Source organism: Stenotrophomonas sp. pho, from assembly GCF_006228405.1.
Lineage (GTDB): Bacteria > Pseudomonadota > Gammaproteobacteria > Xanthomonadales > Xanthomonadaceae > Stenotrophomonas > Stenotrophomonas sepilia.
Window position 1 is genome coordinate 2,680,871 of sequence record NZ_CP029759.1, and the last position, 25,033, is coordinate 2,705,903.

Annotated in this window: 19 protein-coding genes and 5 pseudogenes; 16 read left to right on the forward strand and 8 right to left on the reverse strand. The window is 67.3% G+C overall.

Annotated elements, in window-relative coordinates; translation table 11 throughout:
• Positions 1-283 precede the first annotated feature (283 nt).
• Complete coding sequence (locus tag DL544_RS12590; RefSeq protein ID WP_005417059.1) at positions 284-718, forward strand: VOC family protein; 435 nt, start codon at positions 284-286, stop codon at positions 716-718.
• Between the two features lie 303 nt (positions 719-1,021).
• Positions 1,022-1,726, forward strand: coding sequence for an AraC family transcriptional regulator (locus tag DL544_RS12595; RefSeq protein WP_065178503.1), 705 nt, complete (start codon positions 1,022-1,024; stop codon positions 1,724-1,726).
• Positions 1,727-1,735: 9 nt separating this feature from the next.
• Here DL544_RS12595 and DL544_RS12600 read toward each other — a convergent pair whose 3' ends face one another.
• Positions 1,736-2,614, reverse strand: a complete 879-nt coding sequence (locus DL544_RS12600; protein WP_005417061.1) for a sterol desaturase family protein — start codon at positions 2,612-2,614, stop codon at positions 1,736-1,738.
• Positions 2,615-2,730: 116 nt separating this feature from the next.
• Here DL544_RS12600 and DL544_RS12605 point away from each other — a divergent pair, with 116 nt between their 5' ends.
• From DL544_RS12605 to DL544_RS22495, 7 genes and pseudogenes are all read left to right on the forward strand, one after another.
• Positions 2,731-3,681 (forward strand): LysR family transcriptional regulator, encoded by a 951-nt coding sequence (locus DL544_RS12605; RefSeq protein WP_176556926.1) that lies wholly within the window; start codon positions 2,731-2,733, stop codon positions 3,679-3,681.
• Positions 3,682-3,773: 92 nt separating this feature from the next.
• Positions 3,774-4,424, forward strand: coding sequence for a DsbA family oxidoreductase (locus DL544_RS12610; RefSeq protein ID WP_053499638.1), 651 nt, complete (start codon positions 3,774-3,776; stop codon positions 4,422-4,424).
• 36 nt (positions 4,425-4,460) lie between these two features.
• Positions 4,461-5,468: a cyclase family protein gene (locus DL544_RS12615; protein ID WP_139727267.1), complete on the forward strand. Its 1,008-nt coding sequence runs from the start codon at positions 4,461-4,463 to the stop codon at positions 5,466-5,468.
• A gap of 338 nt (positions 5,469-5,806) precedes the next feature.
• On the forward strand, positions 5,807-6,421 hold the full coding sequence (imuA, locus tag DL544_RS12620) for a translesion DNA synthesis-associated protein ImuA (protein WP_139727269.1): 615 nt from the start codon (positions 5,807-5,809) through the stop codon (positions 6,419-6,421).
• Between the two features lie 9 nt (positions 6,422-6,430).
• Positions 6,431-7,839: pseudogene (locus DL544_RS12625) on the forward strand (Y-family DNA polymerase).
• A 6-nt stretch (positions 7,840-7,845) separates the two neighbouring features.
• The gene (locus DL544_RS12630; protein ID WP_139727271.1) at positions 7,846-10,956 is read left to right on the forward strand and encodes an error-prone DNA polymerase; all 3,111 of its coding nucleotides are present in this window, start codon (positions 7,846-7,848) and stop codon (positions 10,954-10,956) included.
• 81 nt (positions 10,957-11,037) lie between these two features.
• Positions 11,038-11,542, forward strand: a pseudogene (locus tag DL544_RS22495) (hypothetical protein).
• A 30-nt stretch (positions 11,543-11,572) separates the two neighbouring features.
• On the opposite strand, the gene ptsJ reads toward DL544_RS22495, so the two are convergent.
• The gene (ptsJ, locus tag DL544_RS12640; RefSeq protein WP_053499651.1) at positions 11,573-12,859 is read right to left on the reverse strand and encodes a MocR-like B6 salvage transcription factor PtsJ; all 1,287 of its coding nucleotides are present in this window, start codon (positions 12,857-12,859) and stop codon (positions 11,573-11,575) included.
• Positions 12,860-12,935: 76 nt separating this feature from the next.
• Between ptsJ and DL544_RS12645 the strand changes: the two genes are divergently transcribed.
• The 7 genes and pseudogenes from DL544_RS12645 to DL544_RS22500 all read left to right on the forward strand — a co-directional run bounded on the left by DL544_RS12645 (position 12,936) and on the right by DL544_RS22500 (position 16,450).
• Positions 12,936-13,709: a YggS family pyridoxal phosphate-dependent enzyme gene (locus DL544_RS12645; protein ID WP_065185754.1), complete on the forward strand. Its 774-nt coding sequence runs from the start codon at positions 12,936-12,938 to the stop codon at positions 13,707-13,709.
• Positions 13,706-14,407 (forward strand): glutamine amidotransferase, encoded by a 702-nt coding sequence (locus tag DL544_RS12650; RefSeq protein WP_005417093.1) that lies wholly within the window; start codon positions 13,706-13,708, stop codon positions 14,405-14,407. The genes DL544_RS12645 and DL544_RS12650 overlap by 4 nt, the downstream gene beginning before the upstream one ends.
• The gene (locus tag DL544_RS12655) at positions 14,404-14,628 is read left to right on the forward strand and encodes a hypothetical protein (protein ID WP_005417095.1); all 225 of its coding nucleotides are present in this window, start codon (positions 14,404-14,406) and stop codon (positions 14,626-14,628) included. Before DL544_RS12650 ends, DL544_RS12655 begins: the two co-directional genes overlap by 4 nt.
• 108 nt (positions 14,629-14,736) lie before the next feature.
• Positions 14,737-15,156 (forward strand): hypothetical protein, encoded by a 420-nt coding sequence (locus DL544_RS12660; RefSeq protein ID WP_255312960.1) that lies wholly within the window; start codon positions 14,737-14,739, stop codon positions 15,154-15,156.
• Between the two features lie 210 nt (positions 15,157-15,366).
• Positions 15,367-15,573: pseudogene (locus DL544_RS12665) on the forward strand (RNA polymerase sigma factor); the annotation flags it as partial.
• 1 nt (position 15,574) lies between these two features.
• Positions 15,575-15,745 (forward strand): annotated as a pseudogene (locus DL544_RS21295) (ChaN family lipoprotein); the annotation flags it as partial.
• Positions 15,738-16,450: pseudogene (locus DL544_RS22500) on the forward strand (energy transducer TonB family protein). The pseudogenes DL544_RS21295 and DL544_RS22500, both read left to right, overlap by 8 nt.
• Before the next feature lie 216 nt (positions 16,451-16,666).
• Here DL544_RS22500 and DL544_RS12675 read toward each other — a convergent pair.
• The 6 genes from DL544_RS12675 to DL544_RS12700 form a co-directional block, all read right to left on the reverse strand.
• Complete coding sequence (locus DL544_RS12675) at positions 16,667-17,569, reverse strand: cation diffusion facilitator family transporter (RefSeq protein WP_065178510.1); 903 nt, start codon at positions 17,567-17,569, stop codon at positions 16,667-16,669.
• Between the two features lie 28 nt (positions 17,570-17,597).
• Positions 17,598-19,886, reverse strand: a complete 2,289-nt coding sequence (locus tag DL544_RS12680) for an Orn/Lys/Arg family decarboxylase (RefSeq protein WP_065178511.1) — start codon at positions 19,884-19,886, stop codon at positions 17,598-17,600.
• A 20-nt stretch (positions 19,887-19,906) separates the two neighbouring features.
• Positions 19,907-21,259, reverse strand: a complete 1,353-nt coding sequence (adiC, locus tag DL544_RS12685; protein WP_005410068.1) for an arginine/agmatine antiporter — start codon at positions 21,257-21,259, stop codon at positions 19,907-19,909.
• Between the two features lie 76 nt (positions 21,260-21,335).
• On the reverse strand, positions 21,336-22,766 hold the full coding sequence (locus DL544_RS12690; RefSeq protein WP_139727273.1) for a DcaP family trimeric outer membrane transporter: 1,431 nt from the start codon (positions 22,764-22,766) through the stop codon (positions 21,336-21,338).
• 514 nt (positions 22,767-23,280) lie between these two features.
• Complete coding sequence (gene dsbG, locus DL544_RS12695; protein ID WP_139727275.1) at positions 23,281-24,120, reverse strand: thiol:disulfide interchange protein DsbG; 840 nt, start codon at positions 24,118-24,120, stop codon at positions 23,281-23,283.
• Positions 24,121-24,150: 30 nt separating this feature from the next.
• On the reverse strand, positions 24,151-24,954 hold the full coding sequence (locus DL544_RS12700) for a redoxin family protein (RefSeq protein ID WP_032954270.1): 804 nt from the start codon (positions 24,952-24,954) through the stop codon (positions 24,151-24,153).
• Between the last annotated feature and the right edge of the window lie 79 nt (positions 24,955-25,033).

The window sequence follows — 25,033 nt, forward strand, 5'->3', positions numbered from 1 at the left end:
GGTGCAGCGTTCATGCCGCGCAGGGGTTGCCAGGCAACCTCCCGCAGGCCGAAGGACGGGCCGGTCTGCGCGCGGGACCCTCCTCCCGCCGTGACAACCTGCCTGCCCGGGCCGCGCAGGGCGACCCAATCCTGTGAAGATTGTGCGAGGGCGTTCACACCTGTCAACAGGACCTAAGTCACAGGGGCGATCCCAGCCTGCAGTTATCAGGCCATCACCGGCGGTCATCAGCGCGCCGTGCGAGGCTGCCGATAATGAAGGTCCCTGGCCACGAACCGAGCCCATGACCGTCCACCGCGACTTCGACCATCTCTGGCGCGACCGCTGCGATACCTCCAGCCAGCGCGCACCGCGCGTGCTGATCCGGGTGTTCGTGGCCCCCGGTGAGCTGGAACGCAGCGTGTCCTTCTACGAGCAGCTGCAGGGCGTGGTGGCCGATGCGGGCTTTCCGTTTCCGGAGGCCGGGCTGCGCCTGGCCATGGTCGGTGCGTTCCTGTTGATCGAGGGCAGCGAGGCGGCGCTGGCGCCGTTCACCTCGACCACGGGGACACTGCTGGTCGATGACGTTCGGCCTTATCACGACAAACTGGTTGCCGCCGGCGCCGAGATCATCTTCCCGTTGCAGGTGGTCCCGACCGGGGCGGCGTTCAATGCGGTGCATCCCGATGGCACGGTGGTCGAGTACGTGCATCACCGGCCGGATCCGCAGGGGCGGTGAGGGGGCGAACGGCCAGGCTGCGCCCGGCCCCCGCGGTAGTGCCGGCCGCTGGCCGGCAACCTCAGAAGCGACAGCCGAAGCAAAAGCGGGCTTCCTGTGGGATGGCGGGGTGGGTCCGGTTGCGGGGACGCCGTGAATCCGTCCCTGGAGGCTCGGTCGCGCCATCCATGGCGCTCACGCCCCCGCAACCGGACCCACCCCGCCTTCGACAGTTCGTCGCAATCTGCAGTAGATCCACGCCATGCGTGGATGCTCTTCGATCAATCGTCGAATTACTCGATTTCGATGGAGATTCATCCACGCATGGTGTGGATCTACAATCCCTCCATGCCCTCCCCCGCCCTGCCCTGGAATGGCACGCTGCTGCTGGATGCTCACGTGGCCGTGTTGCAGGGGCGTGCCGGTGACAGCGATGTACACGCGCACTATGCCCATCAGCTGCTGTTGAGCGAAGCCACTCCCTGGCACGTCGAGATCGACGGTGTGCGCCAGCAGGGCCAACGGCTGTGGGTGCCGTCGTTCCGGCCGCACGCGATCCTGTCGGCACCGGACGCGGGCTGCACGGTGTTCCTTGAGCCGGCGCATGCCGACCTCGAACAGATCCAGCAGCACCTGCACTCGCTGCCCGGCACTGCGGCCGGGCTGCACCGCTGGCTGCCACGGCTGAGCCGCGCGCAGCCACTGGACCGGCGGGTAGAGGCGGCGCTGGCCCGCATCAGCCACTACCTGCCTGGCCCGGTGCCGGCTGCCGACATCGCCGGAGCCGCGCACCTGTCGACCAGCCAGCTGCACCGGCGTTTCCAGTCCGACCTGGCGGTGACCCTGCGCGGCTGGGTGCTGTGGCAGCGTTTGCGTACCGCGCTCGCGCACCACCTGCAGGGGCACAGTCTGACCGCCAGCGCGCATGCCGCCGGCTTCGCCGACCTGGCCCATCTCTCGCGCAGCCTGCGCCGCATGTTCGGCATCGGTGCCGCACAGCTGCAGGGCCTGCAGTTGCGCGCGACCTGACACGGCCGATCACCCACGCCTGCGCAGGCCTTCGGGCAGCTCCGGCACCTCGCCATGCGGCAGTTCACGAAACGGCGCCAGCAGCTGCCCCGCGTAATCGCGTGGATAGTCAGGTTGGCTGCCGATGCCGAGGTCGCGTTGCTGCAGTCGATAGCCCGGCGCATCGAAGGCGGTCCCCAGCAGGTGATCCCAGACGGTCAGGAACAGGCCGAAGTTCACGTCACCGGCGGTGCCGTAACGTATGTGATGGAAGCGATGCAGCGGTGCCCACGCCATCACCCGGCCCAGCACACCCGGGCGCATGTCCACGTTGGAGTGCTGCAGCAGCAGCTGGATGGCGATGGCAAACGCCAGCACCGCCGCCACCGGCATCGGCAGGCCCAACAGCAGCAGCGGCAGCACGCCGCCCACCGCTTCGGCGGCCTGGTGCAGTGGGTGTTTCATCAGCCCGTTGAAGCCATACATGCGGGTCACGCTGTGATGCACGGCATGCAGGCGCCATAGCCAGCCGATGCGATGGCTGGCGTAGTGCACCAGGGTGATGCCGAGATCGGCAGCGATGATCGCCACCAGTAGCTGCAGTGCGAACGGCCACTGCAGCGGCCACAACTGCCACGGAATGATCGCCGCCAGCAGCGGCACCGCCGCGATCGACAACAGGTTCAGGCCTTCGTTGACCAGCGCGTGCAGGGCGTCACGCACACGGTCGCCGTGGTCACGGTTGAACGCAGGGTCATACGGCCAGGCGCGCTCGGCGACGAACGAAACCGCAATGGCGATCGCCAGCAGGGTCAGCAGCCACAACGGATCGCCATGGCAGTGGCCCACCCAGACGACGGCAGTGGCGACGAATCCAAGCAGGAACAGCGGGGCATACAGGCGGAGCATCCAGTGCTTCATGGGCAACCCGGGAAGTGAGGGGCCTGCATGCTGGCGTGGCGTGTGGGTTGCTGGCTTGAACAAACGGCGCAACCCTGCGGGCACCACGCTTCCCACATCCACGCATGGCGTGGATCTACAATGACGCTCTCATCGCGCCCGGGACCGGCATGGACTCCTTCAACCTGATGCGCGCCTTCCGCCGCATCGTCGAACGCGGCGGGCTCGCTCGTGCCGCCGAAGACCTGGGCATGTCGCCGGCCGGCCTGAGCAAGCAGTTGCGCACGCTGGAAACGCATCTGGGCGTGGTGCTGCTGCAGCGGACCACGCGGCGCATGAGCCTGACCGAAACCGGCCACGCCTATTACCGCGAATGCTGCCGCCTGCTCGACGAGCTGGAAGCGCTGGAACGCGGCATCGCCGAACAGCGCGGCGAGGTGGCCGGGCGCCTGCGCGTGAACGCGCCGCAGTCATTCGCACTGAGCACGCTGTCGCCGCTGCTGCCGCGCTTCCTGCAGCAGCATCCACAGTTGTCGCTGGACCTGGTGATGGAAGATCGCCTGCTCGATGCAGTCGGTGAGGGTTTCGATGTGTCGCTGCGGCTGCGTGCCGAGCTGGATGATTCACGCTTGGTGGCACGCCGGCTGGCCTCGCTGCAGCAGGTGCTGTGCGCGGCGCCCTCCTACCTGCGGCAGCATCCGGCACCGCAGGCAGTAGGGGATCTGCAGGCCCATAGCGTGCTGGCCTACAGCCTGTCCGACTCACCGGGCAGTTGGCCGCTGCTCGGCCCGGATGGCCAGGTGACGATCACCCTTCCGGCACGCGTGACCGTCAACAACAGCCTGCTGCTGCGTGACCTGCTGGTGGCGGGCATGGGCATCGGCGCCCTGCCTTCGTTCCTGGCCGCGCCGGCATTGGCGCGGGGCGAACTGCAGCAGGTGCTGCCCGACCACCGCTATCCGCCGCGCTTCGTGCATGCGGTCTACCCCACCTCGCGCCACCTGCAGCCCAAGGTGCGTGCCTTCATCGACTTCCTGCACGCCGAGCTGCCCGGCTGCGCCGGCCTGGATTCGTAACTGCCAGCGAAAACTGAGCTGTCCGCAGCGTGCTGTTTCGGCCACGCCGCGCTGCCTACTCTGCCGCCTCTCCTCTCACCGATGGCAGGCAGATGTCTCCCGTTCCTTCCCCCGCCACCGCAGCGCCGGTGGTCGATTTCTTCCACGACGTGGTCTGCGGCTGGTGCTTCGTGCTGGCCCCGCGCCTGCAGCAGGTCTCCGCCGAACTCGGCATCCAGGTGCGCCACCGCAGCTTCGTGCTGCAGGACTCGCGCGCGCAGATGGTCGAGGTGTTCGGCTCGATGGCGCGCGCCAAGGCGATCATCCTGCGCCACTGGACCGACTGCGCCGCGCATGAAGACATCGCGCGCATCGATATCGAAGGCATGCGCGCACAGGACTTCGAGTATCCGTCCGGCTGGCTCGGCGCACTGGCCTGCCAGACCGCAGGGCTGATCGGTGGCAATGATGCCCATGGCGCGATGTTCGACGCGGTGCAATGGGCGCACCTGCACCAGCACCGCAACATCGGCGATGCCGAAGTGCTGCTGGATATTGCCGAATCGCTGGGCCATCCACGTGGCGCCTTCGCTGACCACATGCGCAGCGACGCGGTGCGCCAGCGCGTGCAGGCCGATCGCGCCGAAGCTGCCGCGCTCGGCATCCGCTCCATCCCCACCGTGATCGGCGGCAACGGCCTGCGCCTGCAGACCCTGCCGCTCCCACACCTGCGCCAGGCCCTGGCGCCCCTGGTCGCGGCCTGAGCCGCCCCCTCCCCCACCCTGCAAGGAGATTTCCCCATGACCCCACGTACCCTGTCCACCGCGCTGGCCCTGCTGCTGGCCGCCACCGCCGCGTCCACCACCGTGTCCGCGCACGAACGCGTTCCCTCCGGCCAGCAGGTCGGCACCAGCCCGTGGGGGCCGAAGGACGAGATCGGCCGCCTCAACCTGATCACCGAAGCCTCGCGTGCGGCGATCCTGTCGCGGGTCAGCGGCGGCAAGGCCTATGACCTGGCCACCGACTACTACGTCGGCATGCCCAGCTGGCAGGATGCCGGCGACCCGCACTACCAGTTCTGGATGACCCACACCCCGCGCGGCACAGTGATGGACGATCCGATGGGCGTGGGCGAGGCCATGAACCTCACCCGCAGCTACACCGGCACCGCGTTCTCGATGTACAGCCACACCGGCACCCACATCGATGCGCTGAACCACTTCGGCATCCACGGGAAGATCTGGAACGGCTTCGAGGCCGACAAGCACCTCGGCGACCGCGGCTGGAATGTCACCGGCATCGAGAAATTCCCGCCGCTGATCGCGCGTGACGTGCTGATCGACGTGGCCGGCGCCAAGGGCGTGGACATGCTGCCGGACAGCTACCGCGTCACCCGCCAGGACCTGAAGGATGCGCTGGCACGCCAGAAGGTGAAACTGCAGCAGGGTGACGTGGTGCTGATCCGCACCGGCCGCATGCGCCTGTTCGAGCAGCCCAGGGCCTACATGGCCAACCCGCCGGGCATGGGCCTGGACGCGGCACGCTTCCTGGTCGAGGACGGCGGCGCGATGATCGTCGGCGCCGACAACCTCAGCTTCGAGACCTTCCCTTCGGAGGTGTCCGACGACTACGTGCCGCTGCACACCTACCTGCTGGCACAGCAGGGTGCGCCGATCATCGAGCTGGTGGCGCTGGACGAACTGGCCCGCGACAAGGTCTACGAATTCGCCTTCATCGGCGGCCCGCTGAAGATCCGCGGTGGCGATGCCGCGCCACTGCGCCCGGTGGCGCTGCCGGTGCGCCCGTAACCAGGGGCATCCCCGGGTAGCAACGGGCCATGCCGGGTGGGTGCCGACCTTGGTCGGCACCGCTCTTTACCGCTATCCACGCATGGCGTGGATCTACCAGGCTGCGGCATGGATTTGCCGTGGCTCTCCAGTAGATCCACGCCATGCGTGGATGCTTTCCCCCTTCAGCAACCTGAAACCGGATCCTCCGATTTCATTAGTAATTCTACTTACAACGCGAGTAGCATGTCTGGTCTCAGCCCCTGATACCGGCTCGTCGATACTCGCGCCATGCCCGCCGTTTCCGCCCGTTCCTGCCGCTTCCAGCCCACCCGGCGCCTCCCCTGGAGGATCGGCTGATGGGTGCGGTCGTTGCCCTCGACCGGCTGCTGGACGGGCGCCAGCTGTGGCGCGGCCCGGCCCGCCAGGGCCCAGCCAGCGACCATCTGGCCAGCGGCCATCCGGCACTGGATGCACGCCTGCCCGGCGGCGGCTGGCCGGCCAGCGGACTGTGCGAGGTACTGCAGGCGGTGCCCGGCGTTGGCGAATTGGCGCTGGTATGGCCGGCACTGGCCAGGCTGAGCCAGCGCGACCGCCCGATCGTGCTGGTCGCTCCGCCCTATCGCCCGCACGCTCCGGCCTGGGCAGCGGCCGGGCTGGAACTGGCCCAGCTGCAGGTCATCCAGGCCACGCCGAAGCAGGCACTGTGGGCCGCCGAACAGTGCCTGCGCTCTGCGGCCTGCGCGGCGGTACTGTGCTGGCCGCATCAAGCCGACGACCGCGCCCTGCGCCGCCTGCAGGTGGCCGCCGACAGCGGCCAGTGCCTGGGCTTCGTGTTCCGCGAGGCGCAGGCCGCGCGCAATCCCTCCCCGGCCAGCCTGCGCCTGCAGCTCGACCACGGCCAGGTGCGGGTGCTGAAGTGCCGTGGCGGCCTGCCGCCGGCACAACCGTTGCCGCTGGCCATCGCCCACTGAGGACGCGCCATGCACTGGGCCTGCCTGTTGTTGCCGCAGTTGGCGCTGGACAGCGTGCTGCGCCTGCAGCCCGACCCACAGCGGCCCTTGGTGCTGCTGCAGGGGCCGGCACAGCGACGCGTAGTGCGTGCAGTCAGCCCGTCAGCACGCGCCGCGGGGTTGCGCCCGGGCATGCTGCTGTCGGCTGCACAGGTACTGGTGCAGGACATGCACCTGCACGACTACGACCCCAATGCCGAACAGCACACCCGGCAGCTGCTGGCCAGCTGGGCCTATGCCTACAGCTCGCAGGTCAGCCTCGATTTTCCGCATGCGCTGGTGCTGGAAATCGGTGCCAGCCGCGCCCTGTTCGGTGACTGGCTGACGATCCAGCAGCGCCTGCGCAACGAACTGCACGAACTCGGCTTCCGCCACCGCCTGGTGGCCGCGCCTACCCCACATGCCGCGCGCGTGCTGGCCAACGTCCACGATGGCCTCGGCCTTGATGCGCAGCAGCTGCCGGCGGCGCTGGCGCAGCTGCCCCTGGCGCGCTGCGGCCTGCCCAGCGAGGCGGTGACGGTGCTTGGCCGTTCCGGCCTGCGCACGTTGGGCGCGGTGCTCAAGCTGCCGCGCGACAGCCTGGCCCGGCGCTTCGCCCCGAGGTCCTGCAGCAGCTGGATGCATTGCGCGGGCTGCCCACCGCGCCATTGCGCTACTACCAGCCACCGGACCGTTTCGATGCGCGCATCGAATTCGAATACGAGATCGAATCCAGCCAGGCCCTGCTGTTCCCGCTGCGCCGCCTGCTGCTCGACCTGGCCGCGTTCCTGTGTTCGCGCGATGGCGGCGTGCAGCGCTTCGACCTGCATTTCGAGCATGACCTGTTGCCGGCCAGCGTGCTGACCATCGGCCTGTTGGCGCCCGAACGCGATCCCGCGTTGCTGTTCGAGATCGCGCGCAACCGCATGGAAGCGTTCGCCCTGCCGGCCGGCAGCCGCGCACTGCGCCTGCAGGCCGAACAGCTGCCGCCGTTCGTGCCCGCCGCGCGTGACCTGTTCGATACCCGTCCGGCGCAGGCGATGCCGTGGAACCAGCTGCGTGAGCGCCTGCGCGCGCGGCTCGGCGATGACGCCGTGCAGCCGCTGGCAGTGCAGGCCGACCATCGCCCCGAACGCGCCAGCGGCACCCAGCCAGCAGCCAGGCCACCGGCATACTGGCCACTGCGCCCCGGTTGGCTGCTGGACGCTCCACAGCCGCTGCGTGACCCGCGCCTGCGCATCATCGCCGGGCCGGAGCGGATCGAATCGGGCTGGTGGGACCAGGCTGACGCGCGCCGCGACTACTACGTGGTGGAAACCGCGCATGGCCAGCGCGGCTGGGCCTTCCGCGCGCGCAACGATCCGCATGCGCCGTGGATGCTGCACGGCTGGTTCGGCTGAGCCGCCATGCGCAGCGAACTGCCCGGCTACGCCGAACTGCACTGCCTGTCGGCCTTCAGTTTCCAGCGCGGTGCTTCGATCGCCGAAGAGTTGTTCGCGCGCGCCGCTGGCCAGGGCTACCGCGCGTTGGCGATCACCGACGAATGCTCGCTGGCCGGCATCGTGCGTGCCTGGCAAGCGGCGAAGGCGCATGGCGTGGCGCTGATCGTCGGTGCCGAATTCCAGGTCGAGGACGGGCCGAAGCTGGCCCTGCTGTGCACCGACCAGGCCGCCTATGCCGGGCTCTGCCAGTTGATCACGACCTGCCGGCGGCGGGCTGCCAAGGGCGAGTACCTCTGCCTGCGCGAGGACCTGCTCGGCCTGCCCAACGGCCTGCTCTGTCTATGGCTGGACCGGCAACCGGCCGCTACCGACCTGGAACTGCTGCGCACCGGCTTCAATGATCGGCTGTGGCTGGCGGTGGAACTGCACCGCGAACACGATGACGCACGCCGCCTGCAGCAGCTGCAGGCCTTCGGCGAACGCCACCGCCTGCCCCTGGTCGCCAGTGGCGACGTGCACATGCACGTGCGACGCCGCCGCGCCCTGCAGGATACGCTGACCGCGATCCGCCACCGCTGCAGCGTGGCCGAGGCCGGCTGGCGCCTGTTTCCCAATGGCGAGCGCCACCTGCGCCCGCGTACCGCGCTGGCCCAGCTGTATCCGCCCGAACTGCTGGCTGAAACCCTGCGCATCGCCGAGCGCTGCCACTTCACCCTGGAACAGCTGCAGTACACCTATCCGCGCGAGCTGGTGCCCGAAGGACACGATCCGGACAGCTGGCTGCGCGTGCTGGTCGAGCGCGGCATCCAGTGGCGCTGGAAAGGCGGCATCGAAGCGAAGCAACGCACGCAGATCGAGCACGAACTGGCGCTGATCAAGCAGAAGAACTATGCCTCCTACTTCCTCACCGTGCAGGACATCGTGCGCTTTGCGCGCAGCCAGGACATCCTCTGCCAAGGCCGTGGCTCAGCGGCCAACTCAGCGGTGTGCTTCGTGCTGGGCGTGACCGAGATCGACCCGGCACGCAGCAACCTGCTGTTCGAGCGCTTCATCTCCGCCGAGCGCGACGAACCACCGGATATCGACATCGACTTCGAGCACGAGCGGCGCGAGGAGGTGCTGCAGTACGTGTTCAAGCGCTACGGCCGCGAGCGCGCCGCACTGACCGCGGTGGCGATCAGCTACCGTGGCCGCAGCGCGATCCGCGACGTGGCCCGCGCGCTGGGCCTGCCGATGGACCAGGTCAACGAACTGGGCGCGGCGATGGACCACTGGGGCGGCAACATCCCGCTGCCGGAAACCCTGCGCGAGCGTGGCTTCGATCCGGACACGCCGTTGATGCGGCGCCTGCTGGCACTCACCGCAGAGCTGATCGATTTTCCGCGCCACCTGTCGCAGCACCCGGGCGGTTTCGTGATTTCCGAGCATCCACTGTCGACCCTGGTACCGGTGGAGAACGCGGCGATGGCCGACCGCACCGTCATCCAGTGGGACAAGGATGACCTGGATGCCACCGGCCTGATGAAGGTCGACTGCCTGGCATTGGGCATGCTCACGGCCATCCGCAAATGCCTGGCGATGCTGAAACAGCATGGCCTGCACAGCGGGCGCATGGATGCGATCCCCGACGAAGACATCCCCACCTACGACATGATCAGCGCCGCCGACACAATCGGCGTGTTCCAGATCGAGTCGCGCGCACAGATGGCGATGCTGCCGCGCATGCAGCCACGCAACTTCTACGATCTGGTGATCGAAGTGGCGATCGTGCGTCCCGGCCCGATCCAGGGCGACATGGTGCATCCCTACCTGGAGCGGCGCCGGATCCTGCGCGAACAAGGCCCGGACGCGTTGAACGACCCGGACAACCCGCTCTACCCACCGCAGCTGGAACGCGTGTTCGCGCGTACGCTGGGCGTGCCATTGTTCCAGGAGCAGGTGATGCAGCTGGCGGTGGATGCGGCCGGCTACACCCCGGGCGAGGCCGATGCCCTGCGCCGTTCGATGGCGGCCTGGAAGCGCCGCGGTGGGCTGGAACCACATCGCGAGAAACTGCTGGCCGGCATGCTGAGAAACAACTTCAGCCGCGAATACGGCGAGCACCTGTTCGAGCAGATCAAGGGATTCGGCGATTACGGTTTCCCGGAAAGTCATGCCGCCAGCTTCGCCCTGCTGACCTATGCCAGCTGCTGGCTGAAGTGCCATCATCCCGCCGCGTTCACTGCCAGCCTGATCAACAGCCAGCCGCTGGGTTTCTACAGCCCTGACCAGCTGCTGCAGGACGCGCGGCGGCATGGCATTACCGTTCTTCCCGTGGACGTACGCCACAGCGACTGGGACTGCACGCTGGACTTCAGCAGGGGGCCGGCGGCGATCCGTCTGGGCCTGCGTCTGATCGACGGCTGCAACGAAGATGCCGTGCAGGCCATCATGCGCGAGCGCGCGCGGCGCCCGTTCGACGACGTCGGCGACCTGTGCCAGCGCACCGCGCTGGACCGCCGCCAGCAGGGCCTGCTGGCCGATGCCGGCGCACTGCGCGGGCTCAGTGGCCATCGCCATCGTGCACGCTGGGATATCTCGGGCGTAGAGAACCGGCTGCCGCTGTTCGACCAGGCCCGTGCCACTGCCGAAGCCCGCGTGCCCCTGCCACTGCCCAGCGCCTGGGAGGACATGCAGGCCGACTACCGCAGCACCGGCACCACCCTCGGCCGCCACCCGATCTCGTTCCTGCGCGCGCAGCTGCGCAGCCGCGGCTGCCTGGATGCCGCGCAGCTGGCCGGGCACGGCCATGGCCGCCGCGTGCGCATCGCCGGACTGGTGCGCATGCGCCAGCGCCCGCAGACCGCCAGTGGCGTTACCTTCCTCACCCTTGAAGACGAGACCGGGATGGTCAACGCCGTGGTCTGGCGCCACCTGGCCGATCGCCAGCACCGGGTGCTGGTCGACACCCAGCTGATGCAGATCGATGGCCGCCTGGAGCGCGTTGATGGCGTGCAGCATGTCATCGTGCAGCGCATGCACTGCCTGGATGAGCTGCTGCAGGGACTGCGCAGCCACAGCCGCGATTTCCACTGACGATACAGATCGTCACACAACGAACTGGCCTTTGCCCGCTGGCATCCGCTATCGTCGGCCTATCCAAGGAAGGACGACCCGATGCCCCGTGTGCTGCTGCTGACCACCCTGGTGGTCTCAACCCTTGCCCTGCTCGTTTCCGGCTGGACCGCCTGGAGCCTGCATCGCAGCCAATCGCCTGAGCGGATCATCGAAGCGCGCGGCCTGGTCATCCACGATGGCACTGGCCAACCACGGCTGATCCTCGGTGCGCCGGTGCCGGACCCCTCAGCAGGGGCCGCACCCAAGGACCGCGTGCAACCGCGCTGTCCGGCCTGATCCTGCTTGGCCCCGACGGTTCCGAGCGCGGCGGTTATGGCACCAGCGACCGCGGGGCGAAGCCCTACTCACTCTGGACGATGCCACCGGCACCACCGAAGTCTTCAAGGTCGTCGCCAATCCGGACCGTGGCGCCAGCCTGATGGTCAAGCACCAGAACAATACCGGCGCCATGCTCACGTCCTGGCAGGGCAAGCCGGAGCTGATGTTCGTCGATGACAGTGGCCAGTCCTACTACGTGCGCCCCAACGCCAACGCCGCGCCCTGATCTGCTTCTAGCGTCGAGCATGGCTGGGCGCTATACCCCACACACCGCCGCCAGGTCATCGGCCAGCTGCCGCAGCTGCGCCGCCCCCAGCGCCGCGCAGGTGATGCGCAGGCCATGCGCTGGTGCAGCCACCGCAAACACTTCGCCAGCACGCACATGCCATCCGCGCGCAGCCAGCGCCAGCACCTGTGGATGGCTGTCGGCCGGCAACGGCAGCCACAGGTTCAATCCCTCCATCGGCAACGGCGTCGGCACGCCACGCACGCGCAGCAGTTCCTGTAGCGACTGCAGGCGCTGCTGGTACCGCTCGCCTGCCGAGGCGATCTTTGCCCGCTGCGGCGCCGATGCCAGCACCGAAGTGGCGGCATCCTGCAGCAGATGACTGACCCAACCGATGCCGGACGCCAACCGCAACCGCAACCGCATCGCGGTCTCGTCATCACAGGCCAGCCAGGCCAGGCGCAGGTCGGGGCCGAGCGGCTTGGACAGCGAACGCAGCAGCGCCCAGCGCCGGCCATCCAGCGGCAGTACCGAGTGGTAGGCCTGCTGCGAGAGCAGTGCGTAGTGGTCATCGATCAGCACCGCCACCTGCGGATAGGCCGCCAGCAGCTGGCGCAACGCCCGTGCCCGCTTCGCATCCAGGCTGGCCCCGGTCGGATTGTGCGCCCGTGGTGTCAACAGCACCGCGCGTGCACCGGCCTCCAGCGCCTGTCGCAGCGATTCGACCTGCATGCCATGCGCATCCATCGTCACCGGCAACGGCGCATGGCCGACGGCATTGAGCACATTGAGGCTACCGAGGAAGCATGGATCCTCCACCGCGATGCGATCGCCCGGCAGCAGCCATGCCGCCAACAGGCGCTCGATGCCATCGACCGCGCCATGGGTCAGCTCCAGCGCGTACCCCTCGGGGCAATCCGCATCCAGCGAGGCGCGTGCCAACGCCTGCAACCTCGGGTCGACCGTGCCCACGCCATACAACCGCGGTGCCGCCGCGGCCAGGCGCAGGCTGGGCAACAGGCGCGGATCCGGGTTGCCACCGGCCAGGTCCTGCAGCGCCAACCCCGGCGTACTGCCCTCGCGCGCCAGCATCGGCGGCAGGCCACGCACCACCGTGCCGCGCCGGCCTGCGGTGCTGGCCAGGCCGGCCGCGTCCAATCGCTTGTAGGCGGCGGCCACGGTGTTGCGATTGACCCCCAACTGATCGGCCAGATCGCGAACCGGCGGCAGCACGCTGCCGGCCGGCAGACGGCCTTTGCCGATGCCATCGCGGATGCTGTCGAAGATCGACTCGGCGCTATGCCCGGTGATTTTCATTTTGTCCTATGCCAAAATAATTCTTGTCCTGTGCCAGTGTATCCCACCCTGGCCGCCCTGCATTGGAGGTGCCCGCATGCCCCTTGCCGCCGCCGACTGGCCCGTCGCCCAGTCTGTTGAACAGATCGCCGCCAACCTGGTCACGGTGCGCCAACGCATCGCCGATGCGTGTGCCCGCGTCGGCCGGGACCCGGCCAGCGTGCGCCTGCTGCCGGTCAGCAAGACCGTCGATGACGCCCGCATCCGCATGGCGGTGGCCGCCGGTTGCCGCGAGCTGGGCGAGAACAAGGTGCAGGAGGCGCAACGCAAGGCCGAGACGATGGCCGATCTGGGCGTGCACTGGTCGGTGATCGGGCATCTGCAGACCAACAAGGCGCGCTACGTGGCGCGCTTCGCCAGCGAGTTCCAGGCGCTTGACAGCCTGCGCGTGGCCGAAGCGCTGCAGCAGCGCCTGCAGCTGGAAGACCGCACGCTGGATGTTTTCGTGCAGGTCAACACCTCCGCCGAACCCAGCAAGTACGGACTGGAACCCGCTGCCGTCGAGGCATTCGTGCAGCAGCTGCCAGTCTTCGACCGGCTACGCGTGCGTGGCCTGATGACTCTGGCCATCTTCACTCCCGAAGTCGAACGTGTGCGCGCGTGCTTCGTGCGCCTGCGCGAACTGCGCGAGCAGCTGCAGCGTACCGCCCCACCCGGCATCGACCTGTCGCAGCTGTCGATGGGCATGTCCGGCGACTTCGAAGTGGCCATCGAGGAAGGCGCCACCGTGGTCCGTGTCGGCCAGGCCATCTTCGGCGCACGCGCCACCCCGGACAGTTTCTACTGGCCCAGCAATGGAGCCCCGGCATGAAGCACGCGGTTGTCCTGCAACACGTTGCCTTCGAGGACCTTGGCACCCTGCAACCGTTGCTGCTGGCCCAGAGCTGGCAGCTGCAGGTGCTGCAGGCGGGTGTAGATGCACTCGATCCGGCCGAAGCGGCTGACCTGCTGGTGGTGCTGGGTGGCCCGATCAGCGTCAACGATGTTGATGTTTACCCGTTCCTCAACGATAGCATCGCGCTGTTGCAAGGGCGTTTGCAGCAGCAGCGGCCCACGCTGGGCATCTGCCTGGGCGCGCAGCTGATGGCACGTGCACTCGGTGCCGATGTCGCCGCCAGTGGTGGCAAGGAGATCGGCTTTGCGCCACTGCTGCTCACCGATGACGGTCAGCGCTCGCCACTGCAGGCCCTGCAGGGCATTCCGGTACTGCATTGGCATGGCGAGGCGTTCGAACTCCCAGCGGGTGCACGCCGCCTGGCCAGCACGCCGGCCTGCCGCCACCAGGCCTTTGCCATCGGTAACCATGCGTTGGCACTGCAATGCCATCCGGAGCTGGACGCGCGCCAGTTCGAGCGCTGGCTGATCGGTCACACCCTGGAACTGGCGCAGGCCGGCATCGATCCGAACGACCTGCGCACGCAGGCGCGTCGCTATGGCGCGCCACTGGCCGCGGCCGCCACCGCGATGTTCGACCATTGGCTGCAGGACCTGCCGGAGCTACCGCGATGAACTACCGATTGCAGATCCACCGCGATGGCGCCTACTGGGGCCACTTCGACTGCAGCGGCCCCGATGCCATGCAACGCATGGACGCCATCGCCGCACAGCTGCCTGCAGACCAGGGCTTCCAGCTGAAACGGCAGAAAGGCATCGGCGAAGAGCGCATCCTGTCCAGCAATGCCGATGGCCTGCGCGTACTGGCTTCGCAGATCCAGTACCGCGACCTCTGACGATCGTCACGGTAGTGCCGGCCGCTGGCCGGCACCTGACGGGCAACAGATTTGCCGGCCAGCGGCCGGCACTACCCCGGCTGTTCGCCCGCGTGCGAAGCTTCACCCATGCTGACCCTGCAACGCGGCAGCCACCACGGACTGCTCATCGCACCGCGCTGGCCCTCTACCCGCATCCAGCTGGAAGAAGAAGTGCTGCAACGTTTGCTCGACGCGCAGGCATTGCTGCCTGCCGGGCTGGGCCTGCTCGTCACGCGCGGCTTCGAACCCAGCCACAGCCGGCTCGGCGGCTTCCGTCGTGGCGTGCGTTGGCTCGGCATCGCGGTGTTCCGCGCCTGCTATCCGCAGCGCCATGATGAAGTCGATGCCATCTTCGGCGCCAACGGCCACGACATCGATGGCCGTCATATCGATGTCTCAGTGGTATTGCACGGCAAGCGGCTGCGGCTGCTGCCACTGGGCGTGTTCACCCGCCGCGCTGGCAGCAGCGTCGCACCGCCCGCCATGCCGAAGCGATCGCCCGGGTGAAGCGCAGCCTCCAGCACTGCGGTTTCGAGCTGCATCACAACCCCACCGAAGCCCTGCAGATCCACTGCGACTTTCGTCCGCGCTGACCTCGCAGTCGGCCACGCATGCCGCGACTCGCGTCCATGGATGCAAATGATTCTCTTTTGCCGTAAGGTGTAGCCGCTGCCCTTGCCGCCGCGGGCTGTTCCCTTTCCCAGTTGTCGCCCGCCCGTGTCCACGCCTGTCGAACCGACGGATGTCGCGCAGCTGTGCGCGGCCCACTACCAGCCGCTGCACGCCCATGTCCGCCGTAAGCTCCCGCAACGCAGCGACGCCGATGATGTCGTCCAGGAGACCTGGCTGGGCGTCGTCAGAATCGCCGCCAGTGGCCTGCTGAGCAATGGCCGCGCCTACCTGTACCGCGTCGCCCACAACCTGAGCCGCGGCACCCGCGCTGCTGGTGGCCGGTCGCTGGCATGTACTGCGCGGTACTGGCATGCCGGGCTACCTGCCAGCGGGCACACCAGCGCTGGTGATCGCGCTCGCTTCAGTCGGTGCATCCGTCGATGCGACCGACGCCGACCTGCTATGGGTGCTGGACGATGAGTGAGCGCGGCCAACACTGGCAGGCGATCGCCATCAGCATCGGGCTTCACCTGTTGCCCCTGCTGCTGTTGGTGCACTGGGTGGCCGCGCCGCCATTGCTGCCGCCGCCCGAGCAGGACGTGCGCATCAGCCTGCGCCTCCTGGCACCGGCGACGCCGCCGCAGCCAGTGGAAGAACGCCAGGCCGACACCCCAGCCAGGCGCAGCAGGCGCGCGCATCCCAACCCACGAAGTCGCCCCCTCCACCGAAGCCCACCGCCGCACGCGAGGGCGAAGTGGCCGCCAGCGAACGCAGTGGCGCTGGCCGGCAAGCCCTGCCGGTCGCCCCGCCTGCGGCCGCGACCGATGCAAGTCCCGCACCGGCATCGATCACGGCCGCGCCGCCCGCTCCCGACGCCCCACCGGCGGACTTCCAGGCCGGCGCCGCCAGCGATCAGTGGGAAGCCCGCCTGATGGCGCGGCTGGAGCGCTATCGCTACTACCCTGCTGCGGCCCGCTCACGGCGCCAGCAGGGCACTGCCTGGGTCAGGGCCAGCATCGATCGCCAGGGACGCCTGCTGGCCCTGCGGTTGGAGCAGTCCAGTGGCCAGCCGATGCTTGACGGCGCCGCACTGCAGACCTTCCGCCGCGCGCAGCCGCTGCCGCCCATTCCCGATGAACTGAAGGCACCACAGGAACTGGTGGTGCCGGTGGAGTACTACCTGCGCTAGGCGTTGTGGAACTGTGCTGCAGTCTGCAACCTCAACCCAGGTTCAGGTCAAACACATCCGGCGCAACAGAGCAGTCCGCCGTGTGCAACGATCGCAGCGTGCTGTATCGCCGGGCCCATGCCCGGCTGCTCCATGCGAACGGCAGCCGAGCATGGGCTCGGCTCTACAGGGGAACAGAACCTGGCCGGGCGAGGCCCCGGCGCGAAAGAGGCAGGGCTACGTCCACGCCGGATCCGCAGTGAAATCGATGGTCAACCAGAACGTGCTGCCCCGCGCATCCAGCCGCACGGCGATCTCATCGCGCATCGCATCGACCTCGCCCACCGAGCCCAATGGCGTACCGGGGTCTGCCAGCACATGGATCTCGATGAAGCGCATCCGCCCCATCTTCGCCACGTGGCTGGTGAAACCGGCATAGCCACGCTCGGACACGAATGCCTGCATTACCTGCTGCACGCGCCGGTCCAGGTCATCCGGCGCCACCTGCAGCACTTCGCGCATGGCCTTCCATGCACTGCGCGCCGGCACTGGCAGTACCGCCAGGCTGATCAACGCCAGCACGATCGAATCCAGGTACGGGACCCAGTGGTGCCACTTGCCGCCATGCAGGACAAGGGCCAGCACGAAGGCCAGCACCACCGCCAGGCTCATCAATCCACCCAGCAGCCAGCCTCTTACATCCAGCCACAACAACGCCGAGCGCAGGCGCCGCGCACGCTGCGCGACGAACGTCGCCATTGCCAGGTTGCTGGCACTCAGCAGCGCCGCCCACCACAGCGCGGGCCCGAATTTCACTTCGTGCCCGCCCGTGGTCAAGCCGATGACCGCGTTGGCCAGCGCGTACACGCAGGCCAGCGACAGGATCACCCCGCCGAGTGCCTCGACCATCGGCTCCAGATGCCAATAGCCGTACTGGAAGCGCGGGCTCTGCTCCCGCGCCACCAGCCGCAGTACCGACAACGACACCAGGGTCAAGGCAACGTCGACCAGGCTGTACACGCCGTCGAACAGGATGGCCTGCGATCCCACCAGCAGGCCACCGATGAAGCCGACCGCGCTCACCGCGATGGTCACCCCGATGGAGAATTTCAGGATGCGTTGCTCGCGCGCGGTATCCATCGCTCGCCGAAGGGCCGACCGTCGCCGGTCAGGCCTTCAGCACCTCCACCCTGTACGAGGTCACATCGCCATCGTGCTCGATGATGAGCCCGTGCACATCCGACTCGAAGCCCGGGAAGCGCGCATTCTGTTCACGGGCAATACGCAGTGACTGGATGATCGGTTCGTCGCTGTCGCCGAATCGCTCGCCCGGCATGATGGTCGGAATGCCCGGCGGATACGGCACCAGCATGGTCGCCGCGACGCGACCACTGAGCTGCTCGATGTCGACCCGCTCGATCTCGCCCTTCACCAGGTGGTTGTAGGCATCGGCCGGGGTCATCACCGGCGTCGGCAGATCCACGTACATCTCGCGCATCACCTTGGCGACCTCGAATTCCTGGTTGAACGCGTGCAATGCATCGCACAGGTCACGCAGTCCCCAGCCAGCGTAGGCAATCGGATAGTCCGCCGCCAGCGTCGGCAATGCCTGGCTCAACGGCGCGTTGCAGTCGTACAGCTCCTTGAAGGCCATCAGCTCGGTGACCAGCGTGCTCCACTTGCCCTTGGTGATGCCCATCGAGAACAGGAACAGCACCGAATACAGGTTGGTCTTCTCCACAGTGATGCCGCGGCCCCACAGGAACTTGCTCAGCACCGCCGCCGGAATGCCCAGCTTGCCCATGCTGCCGTCCATCGCCAGGCCCGGGGTCAGCAGGGTCACTTTGATCGGGTCGATCAGCACGTAGTCATCGACCAGATTCTCGAAGCCGTGCCAGTGCGCATCCGGCTGCAGGTACCACTCCTCGCGCTTGGCCACCAGCGGAGCCGGCGTATCGCCCTTGTCCAGGCTGCGCTCGACCTTGGTCGGCTGCCACACACTGAACCACCAATCGTCGCGCCCGAGGTCGTCACGCACGTGCAGCATCGCGCGGCGGAAGGCGATCGCCTCGTCATGCATTTCCTGCACCAGCGAACGGCCGGCCTCGCCCTCCATCATCTTCGAGGCCACGTCACAGGCCGCGATCACCCCATAATGCGGGCTGGTCGAGGTGTGCATCATGAACGACTCGTTGAAGCGCTCGGCATCCAGGTCGCGCTGCGCCGAGTTGCGTACGTGGATCATCGACGCCTGCGAGAACGCGGCCAGCAACTTGTGGGTGGAATGCGTGGTGAAGATGATCGCATCCTGCTCGCGCGGCTTGCCCTTGGCCATGCCGTAGTGGTTCTCATAGAACGGATGGAACGCGGCGTAGGCGTACCAGGCTTCGTCGAAGTGCAGGAAGTCGACCGCGCTGCCGATTTCGTCGGCGATCTTCTCGGCGTTGTAGCACAGGCCGTCGTAGGTCGAGTTGGTCACCACCGCAATGCGCGGCTTGGAACCGGCCTTGTAGGCCTGGCTGGCCAGCGGGTTGACGGCGATGCGCTGCTGCAGCGATTCCGGTGTGAACTGATCCAGGCTGATCGGGCCGATGATGCCGTGTGCGTTGCGGCTTGGGGTGAAGTACACCGGAACCGCGCCGGTCATGATCAGCGCGTGCAGCAGCGACTTGTGGCAGTTGCGGTCGACGAACACCACGTCGCCGCGGGCCACCGTGCCATGCCAGACGATCTTGTTGGCGGTGGAGGTGCCATTGGTGACGAAGAAGGTATGGTCGGCACCGAAGTTGCGCGCCGCCTCTTCCTCGGCATCCTTGATCGGGCCGGTGTGATCCAGCAGTGAGCCCAGCTCCGGCACCGAGATCGACAGATCGCTGCGCAGGGTGTTCTCACCGTAGAACTGGTGGAACGCACGGCCGACCGGCGACTTGGTGAATGCCACGCCGCCTGCATGGCCCGGCGTATGCCAGGAGTAGTTCGACTCTGCCGCATGATGGATCAGCGCCTTGAAGAACGGCGGCAAGAGATTCTTCATGTAGTCTTCGGCCGCGCGCATCACCTGCCGCGAGATGAAGCTCTTGGTGTCTTCAAACAGGAAGATGAAGCCGTGGATGTACTTGAGCAGCTTGCTCGGCACCTTTTCGATGGTGCGGCGCTCGCCGTACAGGAACACCGGCAGGTTGGCGCGGCGCGCACTCTGCTCGCGCAGGAAGGCGGTGAGGCGTTGGAACTCGCCATCCACCTCTTCGCTGCCATCGATCGAGATCAGCACCGCCGAGGCCGCCACGTAGGTACGGGCTCCGGCACGCGCATCATCCAGGTTCAGCCCGCACAGCACCCGCTGGTCGTTGCTGCGCAGCTCTTCCACCAGGGCGCGGATCAGGATGCCGCCGATGCGCGGCGACTCGTAGTCGTTGTCGATGACAATGACCGGGTAGTCCAGGGACTTGAAGTACACGTTGATTCTCCTTGTCGAACTCAGGAACGCTGGGCGCCGGCGCTGATGGCCGATGCCTCGCGGGCGCGCTGCCGCTGCTGACGGCGCTCCTCGCTGAAGAAGGGATAGAACACGGTGATGAACAGCACGAACAGGAAGGCGTACTGCACGATGGTTCCCGACGAGCCGTAGATCGCCCACAGGCAGTACACGACGGTCAGGCTGGTGAGGGTCCAGAACGCACCGGTATGGACCAGGGTGTGCGAACGCTCGACCACGAAGTAGCAGGCCACGCACGAGTAGATGTAGGGCAGCAGGGTCAGCACCACGGCCGCCGACGTGATCACGTCGAACTGGGCCGACGCGGTTTCCGAGGTGGACGTCACCAGCACCGCCAGGGTCATCAGCACCGCCACGATCAGCACGCCCTTGACCGGCACGTCGTCCTTGTTGGTCTTGCTGAAGATGCTCGGGAACAGGCCATCATCCGAGGCCGCCTTGGCACTCTGCGCGGTCAGCAGGATCCAGCCGCCCAGCGAACCGGCGGCGCCGATGAAGGCGCACAGGCTGACCAGCGCGCCGCCCCAGCCGCCGACCGCCTTGGCCGCCGCCAGCGCGAACGGCGCGTCGGAGGTCTGCAGCTCGCCATTGGGCACCATGCCCATGATCACTGAGGAACTGGCGATGTAGGCGATGGCAGCCAGGAACACACCGGCCAGAGTGGCACGGGCCACGTTCTTCTCCGGGTTCTCGACCACGCCAGCCGTGACCGAAGCCGATTCGACACCGATGAAAGCCCACAGGGTCAGTGCCGCGGCACTGGAGATCGCACCGAAGTTGGACTCACCGGACACGTTGTAGGCGCCCTTGAAAATGTCGGCATCGAAGAAGAACCAGCCGAAAATGGCGATGCCCAGGATCGGCACCAGCGCGAAACTGGTGGTGACCGTCTGCACACGGCTGACGAAGGCCGGGCCGATCACGTTGGCAAAGCTCAGCGCCCACACCAGGATCAGCACCGCGATGCAGCGCACCAGCGGCTCGGACAGGATCGGGAAGAAGTAGCTGAAGTAGCCCACCGCGGCAATCGGTATGGCAACGTTGCCGATCCAGTTGGCGAACCAGTAGATGGTATTGGTCTGGAAGCCCATGTAAGGCCCGAACCAGTCACGCGCATAGGCATACGGACCGCCCGCCTTCGGCGCCAGCTTGCCCAGCTTGGCGAATACGAAGGCCAGCAACAGCGCACCGGCCGTGGTGATCAGCCAGCCCCAGATCGATGCGGTACCGATCTTGGCCAGGCTGGACGGCAACAGGAACACGCCTGAGCCCATCATGTTGCCGGCGACGAGGAAGGTGGCTCCGACCACCCCGATTTTCTTTGCTTCTGCCATGACAATCTCCTGTACTGGCATGAGCCCGGTGCGGCCGGGCGTGGGGACGGTTGCGCTGGCGTAACGCCGCTGGCGCTTACTTGATGAAGTTGTATTGCAGGCTGCCCTGCACCCGGACCGTGTCGCCGCGCGCGCCGCCCTGCTGTTCCAGGCGGCCGTACAGCAGCTCCATGCCCATCGTCCACGACGGCGCCGGGCTCCAGATCAGGTTGAACACGCCGTATCGGCTCTGCCGGAAGGCGTCGGCAGCGAGTGCCGCGTTCCGCTCCAGGGTCAGCTGGCCGAAGATCAGGTTCGAACGCCATAGCTCGGACCAGTAATGCGTGTAGCCGACGAAGCCGCCGTGCAGGTCCAGCGCGTCGAGACGGCCATCGGCACCGACCACCGCGTCCAGCCCGGAGCCGGTCAGGTCCGCGGTGTAGCGGCTGAGGCCGCGCCCGCCGAGCGCGCCGAACAGCAACAGATCGCGCTCGCCTACCGATGCCGAGCCACTGAACTGCAGGCCGCCGGCCATGCGCCGGTCGCGCTCGCCCTCACCGTCATAGGCCAGGCTGCGCGCCACCGCGCCCAGCTGAAGATGGCCCCAGTCACGCTCCATGCGTGCGGTCACGGTCACATCCGGCAGCCGGTTCACTGCGGCCCGTTCATCACTGGCACCGGCCAGTTCGGTCTGGGGGTCTTCGGCGGCCAGCGTCAGGGTGTTGCCCTTGCCCATCGCGAAGCTGTGGTGGATGCCGGCCACCAGCAGATAGCCGGCGCCGCCGGGACCGGCGAAGTCGAGCGTGTCGGGCAGGCTGTCCGGGTCCATGAAACTGGAGTAACCGTAGCCGGCATAGGTATTGCCAAGCTGGCCATACGCGTGGCGCAGGCGGAACGCGTAGCCATCGCTGCTGCCGAAGAAATCATTCTCCAGGTAGAAGCGCAGGTTGCCGTGCGTGGTCGGGCGCCGCGCCTCGAAGCTGAAGCGGGTCTGCTTGGCGTGGATGTTGAAATTGGAAACATCGCGATGGCTGCCGCCCACCGGCATCGACGAAGGGATGAACTGATCCTCGTCACCGGCCGCACGCGAATCTGCAATCGCATCGAGCTTGGCATAGCCGCCAATGCGGATCACCGTGTCAGTACCTGGAATGGCAAAGAAGCCCTTCAGATCCGGGTCGGTCGGCCCAGCAGCGCTGTCGGGACGCGAGGCCGCCGTTGAGGGATCGGCCACCGATTCGCGTTGCGGCAGCACCGGTTGCGCCACACCCGGCACCTGGGTGGGATGCAGCAGGTTGGCGCTGCTGCCAGGTGGTGTCACCGGCGCCGCTACCTGCGCAGCGGCCGCGACAGCGCCCTCGCGTTGTTCGAGCTGATCCAGGCGCTTCTGCATGCCCTCCAGTGCCTGCCGCATGGCAGCGATTTCCTGGCGCAATGCGTGCGCATCCTCCTGGCCATTCTGCTGCGCAGATGCTGGCGTGACCGCCAGCGCGGTCAGGCAGGCCAGACTCAGTACCGCAAAGCGCATTGCATCCTCCCTGGACGAACATTCGCAGCGCACTGACGGCGCGCGCGCAGGCGCAGCTCCGACGTTGCGTTGCCGTTGCTGGAAATGCGGGTACTGCGTCGACGACACCGGCCAGCCTGCGCGTGGCAGGCAACAGGACGATGACACTGCCCCGCCCGTACCGATATCGACGCCATCAGGGCCGCACTGCCGGAGAGGTGGCGACCGCAGCGGTCTGGGTAACAACCAGGGAGTGAGAACGTCGTGAATGGCTGTGCCGACTGCCCCGGTTCAGGGCGTGTCAGGCGCGGCATCCCTGGCGCGTTGACGCTGTATTCCATGCGTCACAGGCTAATCCGCCTGTCGTTTTTGGCCTTGATTGGAATCAAGGCGCGATGCTTGATGTCAGTCACGATTCAGACGTGACGACGAACAGGAGGTGCGCAGCCTGCATCACCCGCACAGGTGACGAAAAGCAACAGGCCCGCATGCTGCCATGCGGGCCTGTGGTGTCGCATCACGGCGTGGGTGCCGGTCAGCGCGGGCCCAGCACCGTCTGCAGGTCAGCGCCCTGTGGCAGGCCGGCGCGACGCTGCACCTGGCCCTGTGCATCCTGGAACAGGATGCCCGGCGTGCCCTGGAAGCCCATTTCAATCATCAGCACCTGGTTGGCATCGAGCTTGCCGGCGATCTCGCGGCTGATGCTCGGCAGGGCCTTGATGCCACCACGGTCGAACTGGTGTTCGTTTTCCAGCAAGGCCGCACTCGGGTCACGCGCAGACAGGATGGCCGCAGCCTTGGCCGGGCTGTCCTCGCGAATCACGCCGACCATGATGTGGCGCAACTGCACCTTGCCGGCGTCGACCCACGGACGCGCTGCTTCCCAGAACTTGTGGCAGTACGGGCAGTTGGCATCACTGAAGGTATAGACCACGCGCGGCGCATCGGCCTTGCCGTCACGCACCCAGGCACTGGCCTCCAGCTTGGTCCACATCTTGGCCGACATCGGTGCTGCGACCAGCTTCTCCACCGCCTCGGCGGCCACGTCGTTGCCCTCGGCATCGAACAGGCTGCCTACCAGCACATGCTTGCCGTCGGCGGTGACATAGGCTGCGGCCGGCTGCTGCCCGCCCACCACGCCAGCGAATCCACGCAGGCCACCCGGCGCATCGAACTCGGCAACGACTTCAAAACCGTGCTTCTCGATGCCTTTCAGCACTGCAGGGCGCTCGCCCTTGGGCGCTGGGGCCTGAGCGCTCGCTGCCGGCGCGGCCGCCTTGCCCGGCGGGGTCTGGGCCTGGCTGCAGGCGGCCAATGCCAGCATGACCGGCAGCAACAGCACCGCCGGAGCGATGCGCAGGGAAGTCGACAACATGGGAACTCCGTAGTGAGATGCCCGCGCAGGCTACCGCAGCCGGCGCAGTTTGTGTTCAAGACCCGCCGCCGTCAGTTCGCCAAGGTGCAGTTCACGCAGGCGGCCTTCGGCGTCGAAGAACAGCGTCGACGGATAGGCCTGTACACCCAGCACGGTTGACGCCGACGCGGTATCGTCCAGCAATACGTTGCCCAGCCAGAGCTGTTCGGATGCGATGAAACCCTTCACTTCGTCCAGGGTTTCCCCCTGGTTGAGGAACACGAACTGCACGTCAGTGTGGGTCTGCTGTGCGGATGCCAGTACCGGCATCTCGCGACGGCAGGGACCACACCAGCTGGCCCAGAGATTCAGCACCACCGGTTTGCCACGGAACTGCTGCAGATCGATCCTGCGCCCCTGCAGATCGGCCACCTGTACTGCCGGTAGCGGCATCCGCTGCTCCTGCCATGTTGCCAGCAGGTGGCTGCCCGCCGCCCACAGCACCACACCCACCAGCGCCCCCGCCAACACCGGCGCACGTAACGCGCGCCACAACCGCAGCCGCCAGGTGCCCCACGCTAGGCCCGCAACCAGCACGACTGCAAGGTGATACCCACCGTCGGCGATCTGCAGGATGCTCCAGGGGGCCTCACGGTAGAGCGCGAAGTTCAAGGCCACGAAGCTGATGCGTCCACACAGCAGGCCGATCAGCAACATGTCCAGGACCAGGCTGGCCCCGGAAGGCACTGCCATCCCGTCCTTCGGCCGCGGCCACAGGTGTGCCACCGCCATGGCCAGCAGCACGCACATCAGGATCAGCACCACCGGCATCGGCACCGGTCCAACACTCGACATCAACCCACCTGTCCCATCATCTCGTTGCCTGCATGGTCAAAGCGTCGCGCCCAGGTTGCAAGTGCGACGCCCAACGCCG

Excerpts from the sequence above, each read along its gene's own strand:
- DL544_RS12590 (WP_005417059.1), top strand. The coding sequence starts at position 284 with ATGACCGTCCACCGCGACTTCGACCATCTCTGGCGCGACCGCTGCGAT.
- DL544_RS12595 (WP_065178503.1), top strand. The coding sequence starts at position 1,022 with ATGGTGTGGATCTACAATCCCTCCATGCCCTCCCCCGCCCTGCCCTGG.
- DL544_RS12600 (WP_005417061.1), bottom strand. The coding sequence starts at position 2,614 with ATGCTCCGCCTGTATGCCCCGCTGTTCCTGCTTGGATTCGTCGCCACT.
- DL544_RS12605 (WP_176556926.1), top strand. The coding sequence starts at position 2,731 with ATGGCGTGGATCTACAATGACGCTCTCATCGCGCCCGGGACCGGCATG.
- DL544_RS12610 (WP_053499638.1), top strand. The coding sequence starts at position 3,774 with ATGTCTCCCGTTCCTTCCCCCGCCACCGCAGCGCCGGTGGTCGATTTC.
- DL544_RS12615 (WP_139727267.1), top strand. The coding sequence starts at position 4,461 with ATGACCCCACGTACCCTGTCCACCGCGCTGGCCCTGCTGCTGGCCGCC.
- imuA (WP_139727269.1), top strand. The coding sequence starts at position 5,807 with ATGGGTGCGGTCGTTGCCCTCGACCGGCTGCTGGACGGGCGCCAGCTG.
- DL544_RS12630 (WP_139727271.1), top strand. The coding sequence starts at position 7,846 with ATGCGCAGCGAACTGCCCGGCTACGCCGAACTGCACTGCCTGTCGGCC.
- ptsJ (WP_053499651.1), bottom strand. The coding sequence starts at position 12,859 with ATGAAAATCACCGGGCATAGCGCCGAGTCGATCTTCGACAGCATCCGC.
- DL544_RS12645 (WP_065185754.1), top strand. The coding sequence starts at position 12,936 with ATGCCCCTTGCCGCCGCCGACTGGCCCGTCGCCCAGTCTGTTGAACAG.
- DL544_RS12650 (WP_005417093.1), top strand. The coding sequence starts at position 13,706 with ATGAAGCACGCGGTTGTCCTGCAACACGTTGCCTTCGAGGACCTTGGC.
- DL544_RS12655 (WP_005417095.1), top strand. The coding sequence starts at position 14,404 with ATGAACTACCGATTGCAGATCCACCGCGATGGCGCCTACTGGGGCCAC.
- DL544_RS12660 (WP_255312960.1), top strand. The coding sequence starts at position 14,737 with ATGCTGACCCTGCAACGCGGCAGCCACCACGGACTGCTCATCGCACCG.
- DL544_RS12675 (WP_065178510.1), bottom strand. The coding sequence starts at position 17,569 with ATGGATACCGCGCGCGAGCAACGCATCCTGAAATTCTCCATCGGGGTG.
- adiC (WP_005410068.1), bottom strand. The coding sequence starts at position 21,259 with ATGGCAGAAGCAAAGAAAATCGGGGTGGTCGGAGCCACCTTCCTCGTC.
- DL544_RS12690 (WP_139727273.1), bottom strand. The coding sequence starts at position 22,766 with ATGCGCTTTGCGGTACTGAGTCTGGCCTGCCTGACCGCGCTGGCGGTC.
- dsbG (WP_139727275.1), bottom strand. The coding sequence starts at position 24,120 with ATGTTGTCGACTTCCCTGCGCATCGCTCCGGCGGTGCTGTTGCTGCCG.
- DL544_RS12700 (WP_032954270.1), bottom strand. The coding sequence starts at position 24,954 with ATGTCGAGTGTTGGACCGGTGCCGATGCCGGTGGTGCTGATCCTGATG.